The sequence below is a fragment of the uncultured Salinicola sp. genome (genome assembly GCF_937921195.1).
Lineage (GTDB): Bacteria > Pseudomonadota > Gammaproteobacteria > Pseudomonadales > Halomonadaceae > Salinicola.
Window position 1 is genome coordinate 24,869 of sequence record NZ_CALFQK010000167.1, and the last position, 26,403, is coordinate 51,271.

The following is a 26,403-nucleotide window of genomic DNA, read 5'->3' on the forward strand; positions in this document are numbered from 1 at the left end:
AACGCCTACACATTGATCGGGCTATGTCAGACAAATGGAGAATGGCGCTTTGTCGCCCGGTGCCCAACACTGCCCGGGTAACGTGGCGACAGCTCCCTTCCCGAGCCGCCATTGGGATGCATTCAACCAGGACACCTCTATGCATGCATGGACTCTGATCTCGTTCCTCTTCTTTACGGGATTGGTCGCCTTGATTACGTGGCGTATCACTCACCGTGACGATCTCAGCAATACGCGGGGCTACTTTCTCGCCGGTCGCAGCCTGAGCTTTCCGCTGATCGCGGGCTCGCTACTGATGACCAACCTCTCGACGGAGCAGATGGTCGGTCTCAACGGCGCGGCCTTCTCCGACGGGTTGAGCGTCATGGCCTGGGAAGTCGTTGCCGTCGTCGCCCTGGTGCTGCTGGCGCTGTTCTTTCTGCCCCGCTTCCTGCGCAGCGGTATTGCCACCGTTCCACAACTGTTGCAGGCGCGGTTTGGCCCGACGACGCAACTGATCTGCAACGTCATCTTCCTGGTCGCCTACGCGGTCATCCTGCTGCCGATCATTCTCTACTCCGGTGCCGTCGGTCTTCAGGGGATGCTGGATCTGCCGGTACTGACGGGCATCGAGTCCAGCACCACGCTGCTGTGGCTGACGGTCTGGGGTGTCGGCATCATCGGCGCGATCTACGCCCTGTTCGGCGGCCTGCGGACGGTCGCCGTCTCCGACACCATCAATGCCATCGGCCTGCTGGTCGGCGGTTTCCTGATCGTTTATCTGGGTCTCAACGCCGCCGGCGATGGCAACGGTATCGCGGCCGGCTGGCAGGCCATCCAGCAGGCCCAGCCCGAACGCCTCAACTCCCTGGGTCGCCCGGATCAGCAGGTCCCCTGGCCGACACTGTTTACCGGCGTCTTCCTGATCAACCTGTTCTACTGGTCCACCAACCAGCAGATCATCCAGCGCACCTTTGCCGCCAGGAGCCTCTCCGAAGGCCAGAAAGGCGTCCTGCTGACCGGTTTCCTCAAGCTCCTCGGACCGCTCTACCTGGTACTGCCCGGGATCATCGCCTACCAGCTCTACGCCGATGAGGGCATCGCCGGCGACCAGGCCTATGGCTACCTGGTCTTCCACCTGCTGCCGCCCTGGCTGACCGGCTTCTTCGCCGCCGTCATGGTCGGTGCGATCCTGTCGTCGTTCAATTCGGCCCTGAACAGCACCACGACACTGTTCAGCCTGGGTATCTACAAAGGGATATTCAAGAAGGAAGCGAGCGAGCAGCAGGTGGTCAACGCCGGCAAGATCTTCGGTTGGGTCATGGCCGTCGCGGCCATGGTGATCGCCCCGCTGCTGGCCGGCCAGGACAGTCTCTTCGACTACCTGCAAACGATGAATGCGATCTACTTCATCCCGATCCTGGCGGTGGTGATCGTGGGCCTGCTGACCAAGCGGGTGCCGGAGTCCGCTGCCATCTTCGGGCTGATCGGCGGCATCGTACTGATTGCGGCCGGCTACTTCGTGCCGCCGTTCAACGGCATCCTGGAGATCACCAACCAGTATCACTTCGTGGCCGGCGTCTTCGTGGTGCTGGTGCTCGGCATGCTGCTGATCGGCAAGATCGCGCCGCGCCGCGAGGCCTGGGTGCACGAGGACGTCAAGGCGGTCGATCTGACGCCCTGGAAGGGGGCGGTACCGGTAGCGATCGTGCTGCTGATCCTGGTCTTCGCGATCTACTTCGCCTTCGCCGGTTGACGCGACCGGGGTCGAACCACAACCCGACGACGCCTCGCCTCTGGTGCGAGGCGTCGTCGTTTTCGGCTCTGCCCTACCTGCCCGGGGTTCCCTGACGACCGCCGTTATCGTTTACCATGCGGACTGGTTTCTTCGGAAATAGAGGCGATGGCCCGACACCTGACTCACGAACTTCGGAATCTGCTCGATCGCGGCCGGGATCGCCAACTGCGACTGGCGGTCACCGGGCTCTCCCGCGCCGGCAAGACGGCGTTCTTGACGTCGCTGGTCAACCAGTTGCGCCATGCCGGTATCGATGCGCGTCTCGACTTGCTCAAGTCCGCCCGCGAGGAGCGCCTGCTCGGCGCGCAGCGGATCTCGCAGCCGGATCTCGGGATCCCTCGCTTTCCCTACGACGAAGCGATCGCCGCGCTCGAATCGACGCCGCCACGCTGGCCCGAGCCGACGCGCGGCATCAGCGAACTGCGCCTGCAGTTGCGCTACAAGACCCGGCGCGCAAGAGGCCTGCTGGGCGACACGGCGACGCTGACGCTCGACCTGATCGACTACCCTGGCGAGTGGCTGCTGGATCTGCCGCTGCTCGAGCACGATTTTCTCAGCTGGAGTGAAAGCCAGCTCCGACGAACGGGGCCGGAGCGCCGGCAGCATGCCGAAGCCTGGCGCGCGGCGCTCGACCGGCATCGCCCCGACGAGGAAGTGGACGAATCCCGCCTGGCCGAACTCGCCGAGCACTACGCGGCCTCGCTGCGCAGCGCGCGGGAAGCCGGCTTCTCCCACCTGCAGCCGGGCCGCTTCCTGCTCCCCGGCGACCTGCAGGGAGCCCCGGTGCTGCAGTTCTTTCCGCTACCGGGCGTCGGGGAGTCTGATCGCCAGACACTCGAGGCGCTACCCGCCGGCAGCCTTTACCAGACGCTGAAAAAGCGCTTTCGCTTCTATCAGCAGCATGTGGTCAAACCCTTCTACCGCGAGCATTTCCGCCGCTTCGACCGCCAGATCGTGCTAGTCGACGTGCTTGGCGCGCTCAACGCCGGCCCGGAGCGCTTCGAGGATCTCTCCGACGCGCTGGCGACCCTGATGCGGAGCTTCGACTACGGCAAACGCAGCCTGATCAACCGCCTGTTCTCGCCGCGCATCGACCGCCTGGCGATCGCCGCCACCAAGGCGGATCACGTCACGCCGGACCAGCATGCCAACCTGGTGGCGCTGCTCGAATCGCTGCTGGCCGAACCGATCAAGGACCTGCGCTACGCGGACGTACCGGTGCGGGCGTTCTCCCTGGCCTCGATACGCGCCACCGAAACCCGGGAGATAGAGACCGACGGCAAGCGACAGCCGGCACTTCGCGGCCACGGTCTCGACGGAGAGCCAGTGCTGATCTACCCCGGCGACGTCCCCGACAGGCTCCCCGAGAGAGGGTTCTGGCAACGCCAGGGGTTCGACTTCACCGCCTTTCGACCGGCGCCCTGCCGGTCCCAGGCGCTACCTCACATCCGCATGGATGCCGCCCTGGAGTGGCTGATGGGAGACAAACTGCGATGAGCGATCCTCGGCCCGGACAGCGCTTCAGCCTCGACGATGCCCCCGCCCCTGGGGAGCCCACCGCACTTCAGGGCGCGCGGCACTATCTGCCCACCCAGGCGAGCGATCCCTACCACCAGGACGAGATCCCCGACTCCCCCGCCATCGATGCCGCGATCGCGCCACCGCGCAAACGGCGCTGGGGATTGATGATCATCCTCGGCGGCGCGCTGGGCCTCGGCACCCTGGAGGCCGCCCAGACGCTCTACCTCTCGACCCTCGGCGGCGACTGGCTCGCCGGCGCCTGGAGTCTGATCGGCCTGACTGCCGTTGGCCTGGGCGCCCGGGCGCTGTTCGGCGAACTCTGGCGGCTGCGCAAGCTGCGCCGGCACGCTCGCCTGCGCCGGCAACTGGACGAGGAGTGGGTCGACGACGCCCCGGCCCCCCACACGGACCCGCTGACCCTGGCCGGAGAGCTGCGCGAGCAGATGGGCCTGCCCAGGGACCACCCCCAGTGGCAATCCTTTCTCGCCGCTCACCAGTCGCATCACACCGCCCAGGAGACCCGCCAGTTGATCGCCCACTATCTCCTGCATCCGCGCGATCGGGCGGCACGACGGCTGGTGACCCGGATGTCTGGGGAGACCGCCGTGATGGTCGCGGTCAGCCCGTTGACGCTGGTCGACATGTCCCTGATGGCCTGGCGCAACATCGCCATGCTCGACCGCATTGCCGCGCTCTACGGCCTGCAGCTCGGCTATGCCAGCCGCCTGCGACTGTTCCGGGAAGTCCTGCGCAACATGGCTTTCGCCGGTGCCAGCGAGATGGTCAGCGACGCCGGCATGGACCTGCTGTCGATGAACCTGGCGGCCAAGCTGTCCACCCGCGCCGGGCAGGGCCTCGGTGCCGGACTGCTGACCGCGCGCCTGGGGCTGCGTGCCATGCGCACGATTCGACCGATCGCGTTCGAGGGGGACGAACAGCCACGGCTGGCCGACCTCCGCCGCGAGGTCTGGCAGCAGCTGCGCAGGCTGGACGATCGCGCGGAGCCGCGCTGAAGCCCGCCGTCGCGCCCTCACTCGAGCGCGAAGAACTCCCGCAGGGCATGCGCCACCGCAGACTCGTGGTGGGCGCCGATGGTCTTCGCCCGTGGCAGTTGTCCGATGACGTCGGGATGAGCATTGGAGACCACGTAGGCGTGACCCGCCAGCGTCAGCATCTCGACGTCGTTGAAGTTGTCGCCGAACGCCAGCGCTCTCTCGGTAGGAAGATCGAGCGCCCTGAGCGCCCGGCTCAGCGCCGTCGCCTTGTTCACTCCCCGCTGCATGATCTCGAGCGAGTTGGCCGCCGAGTAGGTGATGTGCAGCGCCTCGCCGTGGCGCTCCCTCAGGGTGAGCTCCAGCGGCTTCAGCAGCGCCGGTTCGCCGATGTAGAGCACCTTGCCGACGTGCTCACTGTCCAGATCGGCCATCTCGTCGACCTGGTAGGTGAAGCCGGTCATCGCATGCAGCGGTAGCAGCTCCGGCGCTTCGGCATCGATCAACCAGCGGTCGTGGGTGTAGAGATTGAGCCTGACCGATGGCGGTCGCGGCAGATCCACCAGCGCCCTGACCAGCTCCGTGGGCACCAGCGTGTCGCTGACGACACGATCGTCGGTGTCGTGCACATGGGCACCGTTGCTGCTGATGATCCAGGCGGAAATGTCCAGTTGGCGCCGGATCGCCGCGATATCCTGGTAGTGGCGTCCGGAGGCCAGCGCGATCACGTGACCCCGAGCCGACAGCGCCTGCAGGGTGTCGCGGGTCAGGGCATCGACGCGATGCTCGGCATTCAACAGCGTGTTGTCGAGATCGCTGGCGATCAGGTACTGGGACATGGAGTCTCCTCGGGTCGGCGGCATGGGGCTTCGACAAGCGCCGGCTGCGGGGCGCTGTCGATAGCAGCTTCGAGCTTCGGGCGAACGGTGTCAAAGACCGAACGCAAAGCACCAACCGCCGATTCGGCGACTGGCGCGATGCCCTGTACGGAAAACGTCCCGCCCGGGCCTGGACGGGCCTCCCGTCAGGCAGGCTTGGTATCGATGCCGTTGGCTATCGCCCCCGCCTGGCGCCCCAGCACCAGATGGACGACACCGTGCTCCAGGTCCTGGATACCGGCGGCGCCCAGCCCCGCCAGCGCGGACTCGTCCACTTTCCCGCGATCCCCCAGCTCCAGCCGCAGGCGGGTGGTGGCCACCGCGGCGACGTGGCGAATGTTCTCGGCGCCACCCAGCGCCGCCATCCACGCCTGGCGCGACGCCTCGTCGAGCCGGGCATCGGTCGGTACCGTATCGTCCCCGACCGCCGGCGCCGTCTCCAGCGTCTTGCCGTGATCGCGTACCGCCACTCGGATGTCGTCGGCCACGGCATCGGCGATCGGCCCCAGGATCACCTGCAGGCCACCACCGCGCAGATGCAGAATGCCGCGGGCCCCCAGCGCCTTGAGCGCTGGCTCGTCGATCGCGGCATCGTCGTGCATCACCAGCCGCAGCCGGGTAGTACAGGCGCCGACGCTGACCATGTTGGCCGCCCCGCCCAGCGCGGTCACGAAGGCGGGCCCGCGCTCGCCGGCGTCGTGGCTGACGCTACTCGTCGCCAGTTCCGGCTCGCGCCCGGGGGTCGGCAGGTCGAAACGCACGATCGCCCAGCGAAAGATGCCGTAATAGAGCGCGAAGTAGCAGAGTCCCACCGGGATCATCATCCAGCCGTTGGTCGAGAGGCCATAGGAGAGCGCGTAGTCGAACGCCCCGGCGGAGAAGGTGAACCCCAGCTTGACGTCGAGCATGTCCATCAACGCCATCGAGATACCGGTGAGAACCGCATGCATCGCGTACAGGGCGGGCGCCAGGAACATGAACGAGAACTCGATCGGCTCGGTCACGCCGGTCAGGAAGGCGGTCAAGGCCAGAGACAGCAGCAGGCCGCCGACCTGAGCCCGGCGGGAGCGCGGCGCGGCGTGGTACATCGCCAGCGCGGCGGCGGGCAGGCCGAACATCATCACCGGGAAGAAGCCGGTCATGAAGCTGCCCGCGGTCGGATCGCCGGCGAAGAAGCGGTTAAGATCGCCGGTGACGCCGTCGAAACTGCCGAAGACGAACCACACGAAGCTGTTGAGCACGTGGTGCAGCCCGGTCACGATCAGAATCCGGTTGAGCACGCCGTAGACGAACAGGCCCAGATCGCCGGCGTCGATCAGCCACTGCCCCAGTTGATCGATGCCCTGCTGGATCGGCGGCCAGATCAGACCGAAGAGGCCGCCCAGCACGACGGCGGAGAGCCCGGTGACGATGGGAATGAAGCGCCGCCCGCCGAAGAAGGCCAGATAATCCGGCAACTTGATCGCCTTGTAGCGGTTGTAGAGCACACCGGCCACGCTGCCGATGATGATGCCCGACAGCACGCCCATGTTGATGTCGGGGTTCAGCGTCTCCAGCACCGCGTTGAGCACCAGGTAGCCGATCACCCCCGCCAGCCCGGCCGCGCCGTTGTCATCATCGGCGAAGCCGACCGCCACGCCGATGGCGAAGATCAGCGCCAGGTTGGAGAAGATCGCATTGCCCGCGTTGGCGACGAAGCCGATGTCGAGCAGGTCGGGCTGGCCCAGGCGCAGCAGCAGCCCTGCCACCGGCAGCACCGCGATCGGCAGCATCAGCGAGCGTCCGAGTTTCTGCAGACCGGCCATGAGCCGGGAACCGAAGGTGGTGGTCATGACGAGTCCTCAGGATCTTGTTGTCGTGTCGGTGGAGGTCGTGGCGTCGCCGGAGGCGGGTGTCGCCGCTTCGGCGGACGATGCCAGCATCGTTGCCAGTGCCTCTCTCACCGCGGCCGCATCGTCCAGTGCCAGCAGCGCCGGGAGCTGCGCCGCCAACGCTTCGGCGTCCAGCCTGCGCAGCGTCGCCTTGACCACCGCCACCCGCGCCGGTTCGACGGAGAGTTCGTCGACGCCCATGGCGGCCAGCAACGCCCCCGCCAGCGGATCACCTGCCGCGGTGCCGCAGACCGCCACCGGGCATCGACCGCCGGCGCCCTCGAGACACAGGGCGATCAGACGTAGCACCCCCGGATGCAGCACATCGCTGCGCGCCGCCAGCGATGCGACTTCACGATCCATCGCCAGGGCGTACTGGGTCAGGTCGTTGGTGCCGATGGAGAGGAAATCCGCCTCGCCGGCGAGAGTACCGGCACAGAGCGCCGCCGTCGGCACTTCCACCATGGCGCCGAGCGACGGCAGCCGTTCGATGCCGAGCGCGGCAGCCCTCGTCGCCAACCGCCGGCGCACCCAGCGCAGCTCGCCGACGTCCGCGATCATCGGCACCATCAGTCGTAGTCTCGTCAGGCCATCCTCGCAGACCGGCAGCCCGCGACCCGCTTCCAGCAACGCATCCAGTTGGGTGTCGAACATCTCGGGATGCGCTTGCCACAGTCTCGCGCCACGTTCCCCCAGCGCCGGGTTGGGCGTCGCGGGAAGCGCCAGGTAGGGAAGTTGCTTGTCGGCCCCGATATCCAGCAGCCGGACGACCACCGGCCTTCCCGCCATCGCCTCGACGGCGGCGCGATACTCGGCCTGCTGCTCGGCGAGATCCGGCGCGGCCTGCCGCGCCAGGAACAGGAATTCGCTGCGCATCAGCCCGACCCCGTCGGCACCGGCGTCCAGGGCACCTTGCGCCTCCGCGCCGGAGGCGATATTGGCGGCGACATGAAGATGGCGCCCGTCGCGCATCGTCACCGGCTCGAAGGCGACGGCCAGGTCGGCCTCGGAGCGCTGGCGCTGGCGCGCCTGCTCGGCCTCGACCGCCGCCAGGCGCCGCTCGTCGGGGGCCAGCTCCAGCCGCCCCCGGTCGGCATCGAGGCAGACCCGTTCGCCGCTGGCCTCCAGCAGGGCATCCCCCATCGCCACCAGACAGGGCAACCCTCGTGTCCGAGCCAGAATCGAGACGTGGGAGGTCGAGCCGCCGCCCGCCAGGCACAGCCCGCCGATCTGCCCCGCGACCTCGACGAACTGCGAGGGGGTCATTTCCCGCGCGACCAGGATCGCCCCTTCGAGTCCGGTGGTGGCGACGGCGTCGTGGGTAGCGAAGCGCTGCATGACCTGACGCTGCAGATCGTGGAGATCGTCGGCCCGACCGGCCAGCAACGCGTTGCCGCTGCCACGCAGGCGCTGGATCTCGGTCTCGAGGGCCAGGTACCAGGCGCGTCCGGCGCTGGCGCCCTCCGCGATCTTCGATTTCGCCGACGCCCGCAGATCGGGGTCGTCCAGCCAGGCCCGGTGCGCCTCGAAGATATCCGCCTCGGCCTGCTGTCCACGCGACCCGGCCGCGCGCATCGACCGTTCCAGGTCAGCATCCACCTCGGCCACGGCAGCGGCCAGCGCCCTTCGCTCCCGTTCGGGGTCGTCGGCGGTGTCGGCAACGCTGGGTAGTGCGGCCCGGTAGCGGACCAGCGGGCCGACAGCCAGGCCCGGGCTCGCCGACAGACCGTTCAACGTGCCCGGCGTCGCCTCCGCGGCGGGTGCGACGCTCGGGCCGGCGGAAACATCGGCCCGACCGGCATCGTGCTCGGGCGTCTCCAGCAGCATGACGGCCGCGTCGACCGCGGCCTGGGCCGCCGCTCCGCAAGCCGTGACCAGAACCCGGTCGCCCCGGATCAGGCCCAGGTTGAGCAACGCGCTCAGGCTGGCGACGCTCGCGCCGTCGACGTCGGATCGGTCTTTACCGGCCTCGTCGTCTCGCGCCAGCCTCAGTTCGACGTCGTGCTTCTGGGCGATCGACCTTAGCCTCGACGCCGGGCGGGCATGCAGGCCGTGGGCGGCAGCGATCGTTGCCTCTCCGCGGGCGGACGCCTGGGTGGGGACCTCCCGACCGGCGGTCTCCGCCGCCGGGACCGGTGCCTGCCACTGCAGCAGCACCTCGCCCTTGTCGACGATCGTCCCCGGCTTGACCAGCGTCTCCAAGGCGAGGTCGGAGGCGTTGGTCACCACGATCGGCGTGACCAGGGCCTTGGCACGCCGGGAAAGCCCGTCGACATCGAACCGGCACAGCGGATCGCCGACGGAGACACGCTCGCCGGTCGCGACCAGCAGCTCGAATCCCTCTCCGCCCAGGTCGACGGTATCGATGCCGATGTGCAACAGCCATTCATGGCCGTGATCGTCGCGCAGCGTGAGCGCATGTGCGGTCCGCGCGCACTGGATGACCTCGCCGTCGAATGGCGCATGCAGCGTCTCGTCCAACGGGTCGATGGCGACCCCTGGCCCCAGGGCGCCTTCGGCGAAGGCCGGATCCGGCACTTCGCCGAGTGGAACCACCACCCCGCGCAGCGGGGCGCAGAGAAACCGTGATGTGGATGACATGAAGACTCCCGACTTGTTGTTGTTCCAATCCCGACCGATTCGCCACGTGCTGCCATTCAGGTCAGGCGGCGATTCGCGGCAACGCAAGACATCACCGACGACTCACAGCGTTCGCGTCACCTTCTGCAGGTGACGAGGCTGATCCGGATCGCCGCCACGGGCGACGGCCAGCCTGGCCGCCATCACGTAGAAGCTCTGGATCACCGACAGCGGCTGCAGGTCGTCATGACCGCCATCGACCAGCGTCAACTGGCGCGACCCGACGCTCTCGTCGGCGGCCAGCAGCACCCTGGCGCCGATGCTCTCCAGCCACTCGGCCAGCTCCAGCAACCCGGGCTGGTCCGGCCCCGGTGGCGCGAGGACCAGGACCGGATAGCCCGGGCCGATCAGCGCCATCGGCCCGTGACGAACCTCGGCGGCACTGAACGGCTCGGCCTGGATGGCGCAGGTCTCCTTGAACTTGAGCGCGGCCTCCTGGGCCACGGCAAGGCCTACGCCGCGGCCGATGACCAGCATCCTGTCGACATCGACCAGCGCATCCACCGCCGGCTGCCACTCCTGCTGCGCCGCCGTCTCGAGCGCTGACGGCAGCGCTTTCAACGCCGCCAGCAGTGTGTCGTCTTCCGCCCAGGCCCCGATCAGGTGCGCACAGGCGGCCAGCGTGGCCAGATAGCTCTTGGTGGCGGCGACGCTCTTCTCGACGCCGGCGTGTAGCGCGATCTCGTGCTCCGAAGTCTCGCCCAACAGCGAGTGCGGCGTGTTGACCAGCGCCACGCTTAACGCGCCGCCATCGACCAGGGCCCGCTGGGTCGCGATGAGATCGGGGCTGGCGCCGGACTGCGAGATCGCCACCGCCAGTTGCCCGCGAACCCGCCACGGCGTGTCGGCGACGGTCGTCAACGACGGCGGCACCGAGGCCATCGGCAGACCCAGGTGCTTCATGCCGAGATAGGCAAAGTAGGCAGCGGCGTGATCGGAGCTGCCCCGCGCCACCGTCAGCGCGCCATGCAGGTCCGCCCCGCGCAGGGCGCTGCCGAGCTCGGAGAGGATGGCGGCGTTGGCCCGCCATTGGGCTCGCAGGCAATCCGGCGCGCTCTGCGCCTCTTGAAGCATCAACGACATTGGTCTCTCTCCTGCGACGCGCCGGCCGCCTGGGGTGTGGTCGGGTCGTCCGAGGCCGACGAGGGGCGGTGGACCCGTTCGCCTCCGACGTAGACGGCATCGATCTCAAGGCGGGCATCCATGACCACGACATCGGCCCGACAGCCGATCTCGATCCGTCCGATCTCGCTCTCACCGAGGAAATCGGCGGGATACTGCGACAACCGCCGAGAGGCGTCGCCCAGCTCGAGACCGATCTGGACCAGATTGCGCAACGCCTGGTCCATGGTCAGCGTGCTGCCCGCCAGCGTGCCGTCGGCCAGGCGAACGCCGCCCAGGCACTTGGTGACGTGCTGCTCGCCGAGACGGTACTCGCCATCGGGCATGCCGGCGGCGGCCGTGGAATCGGTCACGCCGAAGAGATGGGGAATGCAGCGCAGTGCCGTACGAATGGCGCCGGGATGCACATGCAGCAGATCGGGGATGATTTCGGCATAGTCGGCGTGCGCCAGTGCCGCCCCGACCATGCCGGGCTTGCGATGGTGGAGCCCGGTCATGGCATTGAACAGGTGGGTGAAGCCGTGGGCGCCATGCTCGAGTCCGGCCACGCCCTCCTCGTAGCTGCCCAGGGTATGCCCCATCTGCACGCGGACGCCGCGCTCGCGGAGTTGGCCAATGAGCGCGGCATGGCCCGAAAGCTCGGGCGCCAGCGTCAGCAGCCGGATCGGCGCCAGTTCCATCAGCGCCTCGACGTCCGCGATCGCGCCGGGGTGGGCATACGGGGGCTGCGCGCCCAGCTTGCCGGGATTGAGATAGGGTCCCTCGAGATGGACGCCCAGCAGCCGCGCCGCCCCGGCCGGCGGTCGATCCATGGTGCGGGCGATGTCCCGTAGCGCCTGACGAATATCGGGCAGCGGTGCCGTCATGGTGGTCACCAGCAGGCTGGTGGTGCCGAAACGGACATGGGTTCGCGCCATGATCGCGGCGGCATCGCCCCCCTCCATGGCGTCCGCCCCGCCGCCGCCGTGCACGTGCAGGTCGACGAACCCCGGCAGCAGCCGGGGATGCGCGTTGGTCGTGGGATCGACCGGCTCCCCACCGATGGCGGCTATCCGGCCATCGCGCCACTCCAGCGTGCCCAGTCGCCATCCCCGGGGGGTCAGAATATTGCCGTAGAGCATGCCGTCTCCCGTTCGCGCGATCTCATTGGGTCAACTCCACCATGAAGTCGTAGTAGTCGGTGCGGCAGTAGGTCACCGTCAGCTCCCCGGGGCGGCCGTCGGCCAGATAGCCGAGGCGCGTCATCATCAACAGCGCCTGGGACGGCGGCACCTGCGCCAATTGCGCCAGCTCGGCGTCGGCGTTGACCGCCGAGACGTGCTGCAGGGCCCGCACGATCGGCGTACCCAGATCGTCGAGATGGCGATAGAGCGAATGGGTGACGCTCTCCGGGTCGGGCAGGACCCGACTCGGCAGGCAGCTCTCCTCGACGGCGACGACCACATCGTCCGCCAACCGCAGGCGTTTGAGCCGCGAGACCTGGTGGTCCGCACTCAAGCCGAGACGCAGGCTCTCTTCCACCGTGGGAGTCCCCGAGCAGCGGCTCAGCCAGCGCGAGCTGGGCCGATGACCGCGCTGAACCAGCAGTTCGGTAAAGCTGGTCAGACGTGTCAGCGACTGGTTGAGTCGCGGCGCGATGAACGTCCCGGAGCCGTGGGTGCGCTGAATCAGCCCCAGCGCCACGAGTCGGTCGAGCGCCTTGCGCGCGGTGATCCGCGAGATGCTGAGCGACTCCGCCAGGACCCGCTCCGAGGGCAAGGCCTCGCCGGTCTCCCAGTCCCCCGCCTCGATCGCTTCGACCAGTTGCTGGGCCAGTTGGCGATAGAGCGGGGTCGACTGGGCGGCATCCAGCTTGAGCCGGGATAGCGTCGGTGCCATGAAGGTCGGTTCCAAAGTGACGTTGACTGATACCAGTTCAATACCACCAACATAACCAGTCGAATACCAATTCACCAGTCCCGTGGGGGACGACTTTGGTCGCACCTCCCCGCGTCCCCGAGAGCGTCCCGGTCGACGCTACCTCGAGGGGCCGCGTGCGATTGGCGTGGCCAACCCGGAATCCGTATAGTGTCGCTCTCGTCCACCGACCGATCCGATCCGATGCTGCAGAACAACTCTCTTCTGGCCCAGCTGAAGCAGGACATCCGCGCCAACACGCCGCGTGTCCAGGGCACCATCAAGGCCACCGACAAGGGCTTCGGGTTTCTCGAAGCCGAAGACGGCACCTCCTACTTCATTCCGCCCCCCGCCATGAAGCAGGTCGTTCACGGCGACCGCATCGAAGCGGTGATCAAGCAGGATGGCGACAAGAAACAGGCAGACCCCGAGACGCTGATCGAGGCATCGCTGGATCGCTTCGTGGCCCGCGTGCAGAAACGCGACGGCCGCCTGGCCGTGATTCCCGACCACCCCTCGATCAACCTGTCGCTGAAGGCACGCCTCAAGCGCTCGCTGGAGGAGTCCGACATCGCCGACGGCGACTGGGTCGTCGCGCGCCTGATTCGCCATCCGCTGCGCCCCGACGACAGGGGGTTCTTCACCCAGATCGACGAGCTGGTGGTCAAGAGCGACGACCCGGCGGTGCCGTGGCGCGTCACCCTGGCACGCCACGCGCTCGAACAGGAGTGTCCGCCAGCGGCCGAAGCGTGGCCGCTGCAGGACGAGGGCCTGGTGCGCGAGGACCTGACCGCCGAGCCGTTCTTCACCATCGATGGTGAGAAGACGCGGGACATGGACGATGCGCTGCGGGTCGAAGCGACCGACGACGGCTGGACGATGACGGTCGCGATCGCCGACCCAACCGCCTATGTCGACGAGTCCCACCCGGCCGACAAGGAGGCCCGCACCCGCGCCTTCACGGTCTACCTGCCGGGCCAGAACATCACCATGCTGCCGGAAGCGCTGGCCGACGACCTGTGCTCGCTGAAGCCGGACGTGGATCGCCCGGTGCTGGCTTGCCGGCTGCAGGTCGGCCGCGACGGCACGCTGGGCGAGTACCGCTTTTTCGCCGCCACGATTCGCTCCCAGGCCCGTCTGGCCTACGACGATGTCTCCGACTGGATCGAGGGGCGATCCGGCGCCGAGGCGCCGGCTGCGCCCATCGCCGGGCAGCTCGAGGCGCTGGCCGACCTCGCCCGGGCCCGCGCGGCCTGGCGGGAAGCCAACACGCTGGTATTCAAGGATCGTCCGGACTATGCGTTCGACCTCGACGACGCCGGCAATGTGCTGGGCATCGTCATCGAAGAGCGTCGCATCGGCCAGCGCATGATCGAAGAGGCGATGATCGTTGCCAACGCCTGCTGCGCCGACCTGCTGGCCAAGGAGATCGGCCACGGTATCTTCAACGTCCACAACGCCTTCGAGCCGGAGAAGATCGACCAGGCCGTCGAGTTCCTGGCCACCCAGGAAATCGCCGTCGAGCGTGAGCAGCTCGCCGAGCTGCCGCGCTACAAGGAGCTGCGCCGGACGCTGGACGCGCGTGAGGACGCCTGGCTGGATGCCCGCCTGCGGCGCTTCCAGGGCTACACCAACATGTCGGCCCGGCCGGGGCCGCACTTCGGCCTCGGGCTTCCCGCCTACGCCACCTGGACATCGCCGATCCGCAAGTACGGCGACATGGTCAATCATCGCCTGATCAAGCGGGTGTTGAAGTCCGAAGCGGCGCCGGCCGAGGCCAGCCAGCAGCTGACGGAGCAGTTGACCGAACGTCGCCGACTGAACCGAATGGCCGAGCGTGACGTCAAAGACTGGCTTTACGTGCGTTATCTGGGCGCCACCATCGAAAAGGGTGAAGTTTTCGACGCCGATATCATCGACATCCGCCGTGGTGGCATGCGCGTCCGTCTGACGGCCAACGGCGCCACCGCCTTCGTGCCGGCGCCGCTGATTCACAGCGACCGCAACCAGATGGCGATCGACGACAAGGAAGGCCGCATCCGGATCGACGGTGAGCTGCGTTATCAGCTCGGCGGCTCACTGCGCGTCAAGCTCGTCGAAGCCCGTGAAGCGACGCGCTCGCTGGTGGCCGCGCCCGCCGAGTGAACGCGGTAACGGCCTGCCGGCGCCGGAAGCGGCGGCGGCAGGCTACCACTTTGGTGTGAACGCCCTGTGGCAGTAAAAAGATATACTGCAATGTAGTCATCGCCATTCCCAGGAATGCGCCGTATCGACAGGGAAGTCTTCAAGAGGAGCGGCTCGTTGCACATTGCCGACGTTACGATGTTCTATGCCCCCGCCAGTGGTGGGGTCCGTACTTATCTCGATGCCAAGCATCGGCGCCTCGCCAAGCTGCCTGGCGTCACCTGCAGCCTTCTCATCCCCGGTTCCCAGCTCTTCACCCACAACGGCATTCACGAGGTTCCGTCCCCGCCGTTGCCGTTCAGCCAAGGTTACCGATTTCCCCTGCGTCGTCGCGGCTGGGAACGGGAGCTGGTGCGCCTGTCACCGGACATCATCGAGGCCGGCGATCCCTATGTCACCGCCTGGGCGGCGCTACGCGCCGGACGCAAGCTGGACGTGCCGGTGGTGGGCTTCTACCACTCGGACCTGCCCCGGTTGATCAGCAACCGGCTGGGCAGTGGCACCGACAAGCTGATCGAGCGCTACGTCCACCAGCTTTATCGCCGCTTCGATCAGGTCCTCGCGCCGAGCCGGGTCATGGCCGAGCGCCTGACCCGACTCGGTATCGAGCGGGTTGCCATCCAGCCGCTGGGCGTGGACCTGGAGACGTTCCACCCGAGCCGTCGGGACCTGGCTCTACGTGAGCGGCTGAATCTCGACGACACCACGAAACTGCTGATCTTCGTCGGCCGGGGTTCACGCGAGAAGAATCTCCACGACCTGCTGAAAACCGCCCGGCTGCTGGGCAAGGGCTACCACCTGCTGCTGGTCGGCCCCAGCATGCCCAGCCAGGTACCGGACAATGTCAGCGTGATCGACCGCTATACGCCGACCGAAGAGGTCGCGAGCTGGCTGGCTTCCAGCGATGCCCTGGTTCACGCTGGCACCCAGGAGACCTTCGGCCTGGTGGCGCTGGAAGCCATGGCGAGCGGCATCCCCGTGGTCGCCGCCCGGGCGGGTGCACTGGCCGAGAACGTGCCGCTGGGCTGCGGCCTGTTGAGCGAACCCCATTCGCCCGCGGACATGGCACGCGCGGTCAAGGAACTGTTCGCCAATCACGATGCCGCCCAAGCCGGGCGCCGCGCGCGACGCTACGTGGAGCGCAACCACGACTGGGATGTCGTCATCGACGGCCTGCTCTCTCACTATCGACGGCTGACCAGCGCCACCGAAGGTGCAGGAGAAGCCCAGCAGGGTTCCCAGCATGGATAAGTCACATTTCTCGCTGGTACTCCACGACATCGCCCCCGAAACCTGGTCCGATTATCAACCGTTCGTCGAGTCGATCGACCGTCTCGGCGAACGGCTCGGTCAGCGCATTCCAATGACCTGGCTCGTCGTCCCCGACTTCCATGGCCGGGGCAAGTGCCGCGATAGCGACACGTTGCGCCGGGTTCTCGATGATCGCCTGGAGCGGGGCGACGAACTGACGCTGCATGGCTACTTTCACCGGGACGATGCGCCGGCACCCCGCTCCTTGCGGGATTTCTACATGCGCCGAATCTACACCTGGGAGGGCGAGTTCTACACTCTCGACCAGGCGCGCGCCGGCGCCCTGCTCGATGAGGGCATGGCCCAGTTCGACGCCTGCGGCTGGCCGCATGGCGGCTTCGTCGCCCCCGCCTGGTTGATGAGCGAAGGGACCCGAAAGGCGTTGCAGGAACGCCCGTTCACTTACACCAGCGACCTGCAACACCTCTATCGCTTGCCATCGCTGTCGTCGCTGGCTGCGCCCAGCATCGTCTGGAGCGCCCGCAGCGCCTGGCGCCGCGGCATGTCGAGAGTGGTCAGCGCGCTCCAGTACCGCCGCTTCCAGCACGCGGCACTGCTGCGATTGGCTCTGCATCCCGTGGATATGCGCCATCGCGCCTCCCATGACTACTGGCTGCATCTCGTCGAGCATCTGCTGGAGGTGGGTCGACAACCGTTGACCAAGCAGGCCTGGCTCGACCAGGCCGCCCCCGATCTCGCCCAGGACAACTTCGCCGGACCGGCGGACAAGGATCGCTCCGCGGCATGAAGCGCATCCTGTGGCTACTGGCGCTGGGCCTGGTGGCAGCGCTGGCGATACCCATCCTGATTGGCGGGCGCGGCATCGTCACCGAACTGCGAGGCTTTCCCACCTCGCAGCTGCTGCTGATGATGGGCATGATCGTGATCTGCTGGAACGTCAATGCCCTGCGGCTGAGGTTGCTGCTGGCCGGGCGCGCGGGAAAGCTCTCCCAGATCCGAGCCTTCTCCATCGTCATGGCCACCGAGTTCGCCATCTGTGCCACGCCGGGGGGTACGGGCGGCCCGCTGACCCTGCTCGGCCTGCTGGCCCGGCGCGGTGTCCGTCCGGCGCAGGCGTCCGCCATCTTCGCCGTCGACCAGCTGACCGACCTGCTGTTCTTCCTCTCGGGCCTGATCGGCGTGGCCCTCTACGTGCTGATCGAGGCGGTGGACCTGAAGCTCGGCTGGCTGGTTGGGCTGCCCACGCTCCTGCTGCTCACCGCGCTTGCCATGCTCTGGCTGACGCTCAGCAACTACTCCAGGGTGATGCATATCACCGGACGCTGGCTGGCCAAGCTCAACGTCAAGCGCAGATCGCGCTTCGGATTCGCCCGCCGCCTGCTCCACTTCCGCAACTCACTGATGGAAACCCTGCGGCTGCCGCGCTGGTTGCTGCTCGGCGTGTTCCTGCTCTGCTGCACACACTGGCTGGTGCGTTACAGCATCCTGTATCTGGTCGTTCAGGGCCTGGGGCAGCATATCGACTGGGCCTGGACGTTCCTGGTGCAGATGGTGTCGATGGCAGCCGGCCAGCTGAGCTTCCTGCCGGGGGGCGCGGGGGGCGCCGAGTTGACGTCGTCGGCACTGTTGACGCCGCTGATCGGCGCACAGAGCGCCGCTGCGGCCGTGCTGATCTGGCGCTTCGTCACCTATTACTTCTACTTGCTGGCCGGCTTTCCGATATTCATCGCCACGGCAGGCAGAGCGTTTCTGCGCATGATGAACAAGCAGAAGAGCGCAGCCAAAGGCTGACCCGAAGCAAGCCGCCAGGAGCGCTAGGCCCTACAAAAACATCGCCCCGTCAGGCGAACCCGACGGGGCGATGAGAGAGACGACGCCGTCTCTAACGACTTGCCAGGCGGACTTACCAGCCAGTCACAGCCTTCAGTGCATCACCGATCTCGGCCAGCGAACGCACGGTCTTGACGCCTGCATCTTCCAGCGCGGCGAACTTTTCATCCGCCGTGCCTTTGCCACCGGAGATGATCGCGCCGGCATGGCCCATGCGCTTGCCCGGAGGGGCGGTAACGCCCGCGATGTAGGAGACCACCGGCTTGGAGACGTTGGCCTTGATGTAGGCTGCGGCTTCCTCTTCGGCGGTGCCGCCGATCTCGCCGATCATCACGATCGCCTCGGTCTGCGGGTCCTTTTCGAACATCTCGAGGATGTCGATGAAGGTGGAACCCGGGATCGGATCGCCGCCGATGCCCACGCAGGTGGACTGACCGAAGCCGTGATCGGTGGTCTGCTTGACCGCTTCGTAGGTCAGGGTGCCGGAGCGCGACACGATACCGACGCGACCGGGCTTGTGGATGTGACCCGGCATGATGCCGATCTTGGTCTCGCCCGGTGTGATCACGCCCGGGCAGTTCGGCCCGATCAGGCGCACGCCCAGCTCGTCACACTTGACCTTGACGTCGAGCATGTCCAGCGTCGGGATGCCTTCGGTGATGCAGACGATCAGCTTGATGCCGGCATTGGCGGCTTCGAGGATCGAGTCCTTGCAGAACGCGGCAGGAACGTAGATGACGGACGCTTCGGCGCCGGTCTTCTCGACCGCTTCCTTGACGGTGTTGAACACCGGCAGGCCCAGATGCTCCTGGCCACCCTTGCCCGGCGTGACACCGCCGACCATGTTGGTGCCGTAGGCGATCGCCTGCTCGGAGTGGAAGGTCCCCTGGCCACCGGTGAAGCCCTGGCAGATGACCTTGGTGCTCTTGTCGATCAGGATACTCATTACTTGCCCTCCGCCGCTTTGACGACCTGCTGAGCCGCGTCAGTCAGGCTGGTAGCAGCGATGATGTTCAGACCGCTGGAGGCCAGTTTCTCGGCACCCAGCTCGGCGTTGTTACCTTCCAGACGCACCACGACCGGCACGTTGACGCCGACCTGCTCGACGGCACCGATGATCCCCTCGGCGATCATGTCGCAGCGCACGATACCACCGAAGATGTTGACCAGGACGGCCTTGACGTTGGTATCGGAGAGGATGATCTTGAACGCTTCCGCCACGCGCTCCTTGGTCGCGCCACCGCCGACATCCAGGAAGTTGGCCGGGCTGCCGCCGTTGAGGTTGACGATGTCCATGGTACCCATGGCCAGGCCCGCACCGTTGACCATGCAACCGATGTTGCCGTCGAGCGCCACGTAGTTGAGTTCCCACTCCTGGGCGTGGGCTTCGCGCTCGTCTTCCTGGGACGGATCGCGCATCGCCTGCAAATCAGGGTGGCGATACATGGCGTTGGCATCGAGATTGATCTTGGCGTCGAGGCAGTGGAGATTGCCTTCGTCGGTGATCACCAGCGGGTTGATCTCGAGAAGCGCCAGATCCTTGTCGTGGAACAGCTTGGAGAGGCCCAGGAAGATCTTGGTGAACTGCTTGATCTGGTCCTTGTTCAGGCCCAGCTGGAACGCCAGCTCGCGCGCCTGGTACGGCTGAGCGCCGACCAGCGGATCGATCTCGGCCTTGAGGATCTTCTCGGGGGTTTCCTCGGCCACTTTCTCGATCTCGACGCCACCTTCGGTGGAGGCCATGAAGACCACGCGACGGGTGGCGCGATCGACCACGGCGCCCAGATACAGCTCGCTGGCGATATCGGTGCAGTTCTCGACCAGAATCTTGGCGACCGGCTGACCTTTCTCGTCGGTCTGATAGGTCACCAGGTTCTTGCCCAGCCACTGCTCGGCAAACGCCTTGGCTTCTTCCGGGCTCTTGATCAGCTTGACGCCGCCGGCCTTGCCGCGGCCGCCCGCGTGAACCTGAGCCTTGACGACCCACTTGTCGCCCCCGATTTTCTTGCAGGCCTGCGCGGCTTCATCCGGCGTGTCGACGGCGAAGCCTTTGGAAACGGGAAGACCGTAATCGGCAAACAGCTGTTTGCCCTGATACTCGTGAAGGTTCATCGATTCATGCCATTAGGTTGCATGTGACTCGAATGGCAACGAGCCGAAAACCGGCCCGTCGCCCCCGTGCCATCCCCATGGGAATGGCACCTAGTGCAGGAAACGCTGGAGAATGACCTATTTGCGTTTCTTGCGGTTGGCCATGTGAATGGCGTGCCCATCGACAGCCAGCGCCGCCTCGTGCACCGCCTCCGACAGCGTCGGGTGTGCGAAACAGGTCAGCGCCAGGTCTTCGGCACTGGAACCGAACTCCATGGCAATCACACCCTGGGCGATCAATTCGCCGGCGTGCTGGCCGAGAATATGGATGCCCAGGACGCGGTCGGTCTCGGCATCGGCGATGACCTTGACCATCCCTTCCGGCGCATTGTTGGCCAGTGCGCGACCGCTGGCCGAGAACGGGAAGGCACCGGTCTTGACCTCGATGCCCTGCTCCTTGGCCTGCTGCTCGTTGATACCGACCCAGGCCACTTCCGGCGCCGTGTAGATGACGCTGGGAATGGCGTCGTAGTTCATCTCCGGCTTCTGGCCGGCGATGATGTCGGCGACCATGACGCCCTCTTCGGACGCCTTGTGGGCCAGCATCGGGCCACGCACCACGTCGCCGATGGCGTAGACGCCGGAGACATTGGTACGGCACTGGTCATCGACGAAGATGAAGCCACGCTCGTCGAGCTTGATGCCGGCGCCATCGTCGAGCAGATTCTCGGTATAGGGCTTGCGGCCGACACAGACGATCAGCTTGTCGAAGGTCTGTTCCTGCTCGCCGTCGCTGTCGGTGTACTTGACCACGACCTCGCGGGACTTGCCCTTGCCCTTGATCTCCGAGCCGGTCACCCGCGCGCCCATCTTGATGTCCAGGCCCTGTTTCTTGAACAGCTTCTGGGCATCCTTGGCGATCGCCTGGTCGACCATCGGCAGGAAGGTATCCAGCGCCTCGAGGACGGTGACTTCGCTGCCCAGGCGGCTCCAGACGCTGCCCAGCTCGAGACCGATGACCCCGGCGCCGATCACGCCCAGACGCTTGGGCGCCTCGGCGAACTCCAGCGCACCGGCGGAATCGACGATAACGTCGTCGGTCATCGGCGCCGGCGGAATGTTCACCGGCACCGAACCGGAGGCGATGATGACGTTGTCGGCCTCATAGGTCTCGGTCTTGCCGTCGTGACCGGTCACTTCGACCTTCTTGCCATCGAGCAGCTTGCCGGTGCCTTCCAGCGCCGTGACGCCGTTGGACTTGAACAGCATGCTGATACCGCCGGTGTTCTTGGCGATGACGCTGTTCTTGAACTCCATCATCTTCTTCACGTCGGTCGCCACATCGCCGACGTTGATGCCGATTTCGGCATAATGGTCGCGCGTCTCGACGAACTTGTGCGAAGTCTCCAGCAGTGCCTTGGAGGGGATGCAGCCCACGTTCAGGCAGGTGCCGCCGTGAACCGTCTTGCCTTCCTTGTTGACCCACTTCTCGACGCAGGCTGTCTTGAGGCCCAGTTGCGCGGCGTGAATCGCGGCGACGTAGCCTCCCGGGCCAGCGCCAATGACGATCACATCGAATTTATCGGCCATGAAAAGTTTCCTGTTCGCTTCGTTTGACGTTCAGTCTTCGAATTCGTGTGCGACGGTGCGAATATCCGCTGGCCCGGACGCGAGAGGTCCGGGCTCCGGTCATCAGATATCCAGCAACAGGCGCGCCGGGTCTTCCAGCAGCGACTTGATCGCCACCAGGAACTGAACCGCGTCCTTGCCGTCGATCATGCGGTGGTCGTAGGAGACGGCGAGGTACATCATCGGGCGAATCTCGACCTTGCCGTTCACCGCCATCGGGCGCTCCTGGATCTTGTGCATGCCCAGGATCGCGGTCTGCGGCGGATTCAGGATCGGCGTCGACATCAGCGAGCCGAAGATGCCGCCATTGGTAATGGTGAAGGTGCCGCCCTGCATGTCGTCGATGCCGAGCTTGCCTTCGCGACCGCGCTTGCCGAAATCGCCGATCGCCTTCTCGACATCGGCCAGCTTCATGCTGTCGGTATCACGCAGGACCGGCACCACCAGCCCCCGCGGCGTGGAGACGGCGACGCCGATATCCTGGTAGCCGTGGTAGACGATATCGGTGCCGTCGATGGAGGCATTGACGTCGGGGAAGCGCTTGAGCGCCTCGGTCGCCGCCTTGACGAAGAAGCCCATGAAGCCGAGCTTGACGTCGTGCGCCTTGAGGAAGGTGTCCTTGTATTCACTGCGCAGTGCCATCACCGCGCTCATGTCCACCTCGTTGTAGGTGGTGAGCATGGCGGCAGTCTGCTGAGCCTGGACCAGGCGCTTGGCAATGGTCTGGCGCAGACGGCTCATCGGCACGCGCTGCTCGGGACGCTCGCCCTCGACCGCCGGCGCCGCAGCCGCTTTCGGTGCGGAGGCGGCAGCCGGCTTGGCGGACTTCTTCGCCGAGCCGTCCTTGACCGCCTTCTGCACGTCTTCCTTCAATATCCGACCGCCCTTGCCGGTGCCCTCGATCTTGCTGACGTCGAGATCGTTCTCGGCGGCCAGCTTGCGCGCGGCAGGGGCCAGGATCTTGCCGTCCACCTTGGCGTCTTCCTCGCCGTCGGCGGCGGGAGCCTCGTCCTGGTCGCCGGCGGATTCGGCGGAAGCGCCGCTATCGCCCTCCCCACCCGTGCCTTCGGAGAAGAGCGCCAGGACCGCTTCGGATTCGACCACCTCGCCTTCCTCGACCTTGATCTCGGAGAGCGCGCCGTCGGCCGGGGCGACGACTTCGAGCACGACCTTGTCGGTCTCGATCTCGGCCAGCACTTCGTCGCGCTTGACCGCTTCACCGACTTTCTTGGTCCAACTGGCGACGGTGCCTTCCTGCACGGATTCGGGGAAGCTCGGCGCCTTGACCTCGAAGCTCTTGCCGGACGCGGCAGGCTTGGCCGCCGGCTTCTCGCTACCCGACTTTTCCTCGCCTTCCGACTGCTCATCGGCGGCCGGCTTCTCTTCACTCTTGCCGCCTTCCGAAGCCGCGCCGAGAACGCCCAGCACCTGCTCGGATTCGCAGGTGTCGCCCTCTTCGATCTTGATCTCGGAAAGCGTACCGGCCTCGGGCGCCACCACCTCGAGGACGACCTTGTCGGTCTCGATCTCGACGATCAGTTCATCGCGCTCGACGCTGTCGCCCACTTTCTTGTGCCAAGTGGCGACTGTTCCCTCGGCAACGGATTCGGGAAAAGTCGGCGCTTTGATATCAGTAGCCATGTCGTATCCTTAGTCTCTTTTCTCTCGCGCCTGTCTCAGCGGCAAGGCGCCTTACGCGTTGAAAGCGTCGTCGACCAGCTGGCTCTGTTGGGCCACATGGACAGACATGTAGCCCGCGGCTGGCGCGGCGGATGCCGGACGACCCGCGAACTTGAGGCTGTGATCCAATCCCTCGCGCACCATGCCCGCCACCAGGCGCAGATGGTGCTGACTCTGATACCAGGCGCCCTGGTTGAGCGGCTCTTCCTGACACCAGACGACCTGTTCCAGGTTCGGATAGGTCTTGAGCGCTTCCCATAGCTCGTCCTTGGGGAACGGATAGAGCTGCTCGACACGAATGATTGCCGTGTCGTCACGCTCGTTTTCGGACCGGTAGGTCGCGAGATCGTAGTAGACCTTGCCCGAGCAGAGCACGGCCCGTTTGACCTGCTGAGGATCCCGTTCGCCGACGTCGGGGATGACCATCTGGAAGCGCCCTTCCGCCAGCTCTTCCATGGTCGAGGTCGCATCCTTGTGGCGCAGCAGGCTCTTGGGAGACATCACCACCAGCGGCTTGCGCAGCGGACGGATCACCTGACGGCGTAACAGGTGGAAGATCTGCGCCGGCGTGGTCGGCACGCAGACCTGCATGTTGTGCTCGGCACAGAGCTGCAGGAAACGCTCGAGGCGCGCGGAGGAGTGCTCCGGCCCCTGCCCCTCGTAGCCATGCGGCAGCAGCAGCGTCAGGCCGCACAGACGCGCCCATTTCGACTCGCCCGAGGAGATGAACTGATCGACCACGACCTGAGCGCCGTTGAAGAAGTCACCGAACTGGGCTTCCCAGATGATCAGCGAGTTGGGCGCGGTGGTGGCGTAGCCGTATTCGAACGCCAGGACGGCCTCTTCCGACAGGAAGGAGTCGTAGATGGCGAAGGCGGGCTGGTCGTCCTTGATATGTTGCAGCGGGACATAGGTCGAGGCATCGGCCTGGTTATGCACCACGGCATGGCGATGGGAGAACGTCCCCCGCCCGGTATCCTGCCCGGTCAGGCGCACCGGATGGCCGGCATCGACCAGGGTGGCGTAGGCCAGCGTCTCGGCAAAGCCCCAGTTGAGCGGCTGGTTGCCGGCCAGCATCTTGCGCCGCTCCTCGTAGACCCGCGCGACCTGACGCTGGACGTCGATGCCGTTGGGGATCTCGCTCATCTTCTGCGCCAACTGGGTCAGATGGTCGAGATCGCAACTGGTGTCGGTGTCTCCGCTCCACTCGTGACCGAGGTACGGCGTCCAATCGACGAACAGGCCGGTGTTGGGCTGCTTGACCAGCGCGTTGGCGACATGGTTCCCGGCCAGCAGATCGTCGCGATACTGCTCGCCCATCTGCTTGGCCTGGTCCTCGTCCAGCACGCCTTCCTCGATCAGCTGCTCGACGTAGAGCGTCCGCGTCGACTTGTGGGACTTGATCTTGGAATACATCAACGGCTGGGTGCCGGAGGGCTCGTCGGCCTCGTTGTGGCCACGGCGACGGTAGCAGACCAGGTCGATGACGACGTCGCGCTGGAACTCGTTGCGATAGTCCACGGCGACCTGGGTCGCATGGAGCACCGCTTCCGGGTCGTCGCCATTGACGTGCAGAATCGGCGCCTGGACCATCTTGGCGATATCGGTGCAATACTCCGTCGAACGCGCATCGTCGGCACGCGAGGTGGTGAAACCGACCTGGTTGTTGATCACGATGTGCAATGTCCCGCCGGTCTTGTAGCCCCGGGTCTGCGACATCTGGAAGGTTTCCATCACCACGCCCTGGCCGGCGAAGGCGGCATCGCCATGCACCACCACCGGCAGTACCTGCTTGCCGTCGCCGTCCTGACGGCGATCCTGACGCGCCCGAACGGACCCTTCCACCACCGGAGAGACGATCTCCAGGTGCGAGGGGTTGAACGCCAGTGCCAGGTGGACCTCGCCACCGGGCGTCATCACATTGGAGCTGAAGCCCTGGTGATACTTGACGTCCCCGGAACCCTGTTCGATCTGCTTCTTGCCATCGAATTCGTCGATCAGTTCCGACGGGCTCTTGCCGAGGATGTTGACCAGCAGGTTGAGACGTCCGCGGTGGGCCATGCCGATCACCACTTCCTTGACGCCGTAGTTGCCGCTGCGCTGAATCACCTCGTCCATCATCGGGATGAAGGATTCGCCCCCCTCCAGACCGAACCGCTTGGTACCCGGGTACTTGGAAGCGAGATAGCTCTCCAGCCCCTCCGCCGCGGTCAGGCGCTCCAGCAGATGTTGGCGTTCGCTCTGACTGTATTTCGGCTTGGAACGCACCGACTCGAAACGCTGCTGCAACCAGCGCTTCTCCTCGGTGTTGACGATGTGCATGAACTCGCAGCCGATCGAGCGGCAGTAGGTCTGCTCCAGCGCCTCGACGATCTCCTTGAGTGACGCCTCTTCCTTGCCCAGAAAGAACGAACCGGTCTGGAACTCGGTGTTCATGTCGGCTTGGGTCAAATCGTGGAAGGAGAGGTCGAGATCGGGAACCGTGTCGGGCTTGCGCAGACCGAGCGGGTCGATGTTCGCGCGCTGGTGGCCGCGGAAGCGATACGCGTTGATCAGTTGGAGAACCTTGACCTGCTTGCGGTTCTCGCTGCTGCCGGTGGCGGCGGTCGCCGGGGCGCGGCGCTCACGCGCCAGCTGATAGAACTGTTCCCGGATGGGACTGAGGGGGACGTCTTGGGAGGGAGAGCCTTCCAGGCGTGGCAACTGTTCGAAAGCTTGGCGCCACTCATCGGGAACGGTCGCGGGATCATTCAGGTACTGCTCGTAGAGCGCTTCCACATAGTGGGCGTTGCCGCCGCTCATGTGGGAAGTGCGCCACATCAACTCCATTATGCCTTCTTGCATCTCTCGTTCACCCTACACTGATGGGGTGTTGTCGGCGCCGGTCGCAGCTGCGCCTCGGCGTCACTCCGGAACCGTCGCGAGACGGCCAACGACCATGCCATTCAAGGCGTCTTCATGATCGTTAAAAGCCGGTGCACGAGGCACCGGCTGACATCTTGAGCTCTGACCGGCTGCGA

Annotated in this window: 18 protein-coding genes; 7 read left to right on the top strand and 11 right to left on the bottom strand. The window is 66.0% G+C overall.

From position 1 onward, the window contains the following. Positions 1–139: 139 nt before the first annotated feature. The 3 genes from Q0602_RS19100 (at position 140) to Q0602_RS19110 (ending at position 4,311) form a co-directional block, all read left to right on the top strand. Positions 140–1,735, top strand: a complete 1,596-nt coding sequence (locus Q0602_RS19100; RefSeq protein ID WP_298846766.1) for a solute:sodium symporter family transporter — start codon at positions 140–142, stop codon at positions 1,733–1,735. A gap of 147 nt (positions 1,736–1,882) precedes the next feature. Next, positions 1,883–3,274, top strand: coding sequence for a YcjX family protein (locus Q0602_RS19105; RefSeq protein ID WP_298846769.1), 1,392 nt, complete (start codon positions 1,883–1,885; stop codon positions 3,272–3,274). Then, positions 3,271–4,311: a YcjF family protein gene (locus Q0602_RS19110; RefSeq protein ID WP_298846772.1), complete on the top strand. Its 1,041-nt coding sequence runs from the start codon at positions 3,271–3,273 to the stop codon at positions 4,309–4,311. The genes Q0602_RS19105 and Q0602_RS19110 overlap by 4 nt, the downstream gene beginning before the upstream one ends. Positions 4,312–4,328: 17 nt before the next feature. On the opposite strand, the gene Q0602_RS19115 is transcribed toward Q0602_RS19110, so the two are convergent. From Q0602_RS19115 to Q0602_RS19140, 6 genes are all read right to left on the bottom strand, one after another. Continuing rightward, entirely contained in the window at positions 4,329–5,129 is an 801-nt protein-coding gene (locus Q0602_RS19115; RefSeq protein ID WP_298846774.1) for a Cof-type HAD-IIB family hydrolase, read from the bottom strand. Between the two features lie 185 nt (positions 5,130–5,314). After that, positions 5,315–7,000, bottom strand: coding sequence for an N-acetylglucosamine-specific PTS transporter subunit IIBC (nagE, locus tag Q0602_RS19120; protein WP_298846777.1), 1,686 nt, complete (start codon positions 6,998–7,000; stop codon positions 5,315–5,317). A 9-nt stretch (positions 7,001–7,009) separates the two neighbouring features. Further along, positions 7,010–9,640, bottom strand: a complete 2,631-nt coding sequence (locus tag Q0602_RS19125) for a glucose PTS transporter subunit IIA (RefSeq protein ID WP_298846780.1) — start codon at positions 9,638–9,640, stop codon at positions 7,010–7,012. A gap of 102 nt (positions 9,641–9,742) precedes the next feature. Further along, a complete protein-coding gene (locus tag Q0602_RS19130; RefSeq protein WP_298846782.1) occupies positions 9,743–10,762 on the bottom strand; it encodes an SIS domain-containing protein in 1,020 nt (339 codons plus the stop codon). After that, positions 10,753–11,922 (bottom strand): N-acetylglucosamine-6-phosphate deacetylase, encoded by a 1,170-nt coding sequence (nagA, locus tag Q0602_RS19135; RefSeq protein WP_298846785.1) that lies wholly within the window; start codon positions 11,920–11,922, stop codon positions 10,753–10,755. The genes Q0602_RS19130 and nagA overlap by 10 nt, the downstream gene beginning before the upstream one ends. Positions 11,923–11,944: 22 nt before the next feature. Next, positions 11,945–12,679, bottom strand: coding sequence for a GntR family transcriptional regulator (locus tag Q0602_RS19140; protein ID WP_149436655.1), 735 nt, complete (start codon positions 12,677–12,679; stop codon positions 11,945–11,947). Positions 12,680–12,901: 222 nt separating this feature from the next. Between Q0602_RS19140 and Q0602_RS19145 the strand changes: the two genes are divergently transcribed. The 4 genes from Q0602_RS19145 to Q0602_RS19160 all read left to right on the top strand — a co-directional run bounded on the left by Q0602_RS19145 (position 12,902) and on the right by Q0602_RS19160 (position 17,944). Continuing rightward, entirely contained in the window at positions 12,902–14,842 is a 1,941-nt protein-coding gene (locus tag Q0602_RS19145) for an exoribonuclease II (protein WP_298846790.1), read from the top strand. A gap of 156 nt (positions 14,843–14,998) precedes the next feature. Continuing rightward, entirely contained in the window at positions 14,999–16,132 is a 1,134-nt protein-coding gene (locus Q0602_RS19150; RefSeq protein ID WP_149436653.1) for a glycosyltransferase family 1 protein, read from the top strand. After that, positions 16,125–16,940, top strand: coding sequence for a polysaccharide deacetylase family protein (locus Q0602_RS19155; RefSeq protein ID WP_295035078.1), 816 nt, complete (start codon positions 16,125–16,127; stop codon positions 16,938–16,940). The genes Q0602_RS19150 and Q0602_RS19155 overlap by 8 nt, the downstream gene beginning before the upstream one ends. Beyond that, entirely contained in the window at positions 16,937–17,944 is a 1,008-nt protein-coding gene (locus Q0602_RS19160) for a lysylphosphatidylglycerol synthase transmembrane domain-containing protein (RefSeq protein ID WP_298846795.1), read from the top strand. Before Q0602_RS19155 ends, Q0602_RS19160 begins: the two co-directional genes overlap by 4 nt. A 112-nt stretch (positions 17,945–18,056) precedes the next feature. On the opposite strand, the gene sucD is transcribed toward Q0602_RS19160, so the two are convergent. The 5 genes from sucD to Q0602_RS19185 form a co-directional block, all read right to left on the bottom strand. Further along, entirely contained in the window at positions 18,057–18,929 is an 873-nt protein-coding gene (gene sucD, locus Q0602_RS19165) for a succinate--CoA ligase subunit alpha (RefSeq protein ID WP_110600706.1), read from the bottom strand. Then, positions 18,929–20,095 (bottom strand): ADP-forming succinate--CoA ligase subunit beta, encoded by a 1,167-nt coding sequence (gene sucC / locus Q0602_RS19170; RefSeq protein ID WP_110600705.1) that lies wholly within the window; start codon positions 20,093–20,095, stop codon positions 18,929–18,931. The genes sucD and sucC overlap by 1 nt, the downstream gene beginning before the upstream one ends. Before the next feature lie 117 nt (positions 20,096–20,212). Beyond that, positions 20,213–21,664, bottom strand: a complete 1,452-nt coding sequence (lpdA, locus tag Q0602_RS19175) for a dihydrolipoyl dehydrogenase (protein ID WP_298846808.1) — start codon at positions 21,662–21,664, stop codon at positions 20,213–20,215. A gap of 102 nt (positions 21,665–21,766) precedes the next feature. Continuing rightward, positions 21,767–23,344: a 2-oxoglutarate dehydrogenase complex dihydrolipoyllysine-residue succinyltransferase gene (odhB, locus tag Q0602_RS19180; protein ID WP_298846811.1), complete on the bottom strand. Its 1,578-nt coding sequence runs from the start codon at positions 23,342–23,344 to the stop codon at positions 21,767–21,769. A 51-nt stretch (positions 23,345–23,395) separates the two neighbouring features. Further along, on the bottom strand, positions 23,396–26,227 hold the full coding sequence (locus Q0602_RS19185; RefSeq protein WP_295039609.1) for a 2-oxoglutarate dehydrogenase E1 component: 2,832 nt from the start codon (positions 26,225–26,227) through the stop codon (positions 23,396–23,398). Between the last annotated feature and the right edge of the window lie 176 nt (positions 26,228–26,403).

What these genes read in the sequence shown, in the direction of transcription:
- odhB (WP_298846811.1), bottom strand. Translation starts at nt 23,344, where the DNA reads ATGGCTACTGATATCAAAGCGCCGACTTTTCCCGAATCCGTTGCCGAG.
- Q0602_RS19105 (WP_298846769.1), top strand. Translation starts at nt 1,883, where the DNA reads ATGGCCCGACACCTGACTCACGAACTTCGGAATCTGCTCGATCGCGGC.
- Q0602_RS19110 (WP_298846772.1), top strand. Translation starts at nt 3,271, where the DNA reads ATGAGCGATCCTCGGCCCGGACAGCGCTTCAGCCTCGACGATGCCCCC.
- nagE (WP_298846777.1), bottom strand. Translation starts at nt 7,000, where the DNA reads ATGACCACCACCTTCGGTTCCCGGCTCATGGCCGGTCTGCAGAAACTC.
- sucD (WP_110600706.1), bottom strand. Translation starts at nt 18,929, where the DNA reads ATGAGTATCCTGATCGACAAGAGCACCAAGGTCATCTGCCAGGGCTTC.
- Q0602_RS19155 (WP_295035078.1), top strand. Translation starts at nt 16,125, where the DNA reads ATGGATAAGTCACATTTCTCGCTGGTACTCCACGACATCGCCCCCGAA.
- Q0602_RS19125 (WP_298846780.1), bottom strand. Translation starts at nt 9,640, where the DNA reads ATGTCATCCACATCACGGTTTCTCTGCGCCCCGCTGCGCGGGGTGGTG.
- nagA (WP_298846785.1), bottom strand. Translation starts at nt 11,922, where the DNA reads ATGCTCTACGGCAATATTCTGACCCCCCGGGGATGGCGACTGGGCACG.
- Q0602_RS19115 (WP_298846774.1), bottom strand. Translation starts at nt 5,129, where the DNA reads ATGTCCCAGTACCTGATCGCCAGCGATCTCGACAACACGCTGTTGAAT.
- Q0602_RS19185 (WP_295039609.1), bottom strand. Translation starts at nt 26,227, where the DNA reads ATGCAAGAAGGCATAATGGAGTTGATGTGGCGCACTTCCCACATGAGC.
- Q0602_RS19145 (WP_298846790.1), top strand. Translation starts at nt 12,902, where the DNA reads ATGCTGCAGAACAACTCTCTTCTGGCCCAGCTGAAGCAGGACATCCGC.
- lpdA (WP_298846808.1), bottom strand. Translation starts at nt 21,664, where the DNA reads ATGGCCGATAAATTCGATGTGATCGTCATTGGCGCTGGCCCGGGAGGC.
- Q0602_RS19160 (WP_298846795.1), top strand. Translation starts at nt 16,937, where the DNA reads ATGAAGCGCATCCTGTGGCTACTGGCGCTGGGCCTGGTGGCAGCGCTG.
- Q0602_RS19100 (WP_298846766.1), top strand. Translation starts at nt 140, where the DNA reads ATGCATGCATGGACTCTGATCTCGTTCCTCTTCTTTACGGGATTGGTC.
- Q0602_RS19140 (WP_149436655.1), bottom strand. Translation starts at nt 12,679, where the DNA reads ATGGCACCGACGCTATCCCGGCTCAAGCTGGATGCCGCCCAGTCGACC.
- Q0602_RS19130 (WP_298846782.1), bottom strand. Translation starts at nt 10,762, where the DNA reads ATGTCGTTGATGCTTCAAGAGGCGCAGAGCGCGCCGGATTGCCTGCGA.
- sucC (WP_110600705.1), bottom strand. Translation starts at nt 20,095, where the DNA reads ATGAACCTTCACGAGTATCAGGGCAAACAGCTGTTTGCCGATTACGGT.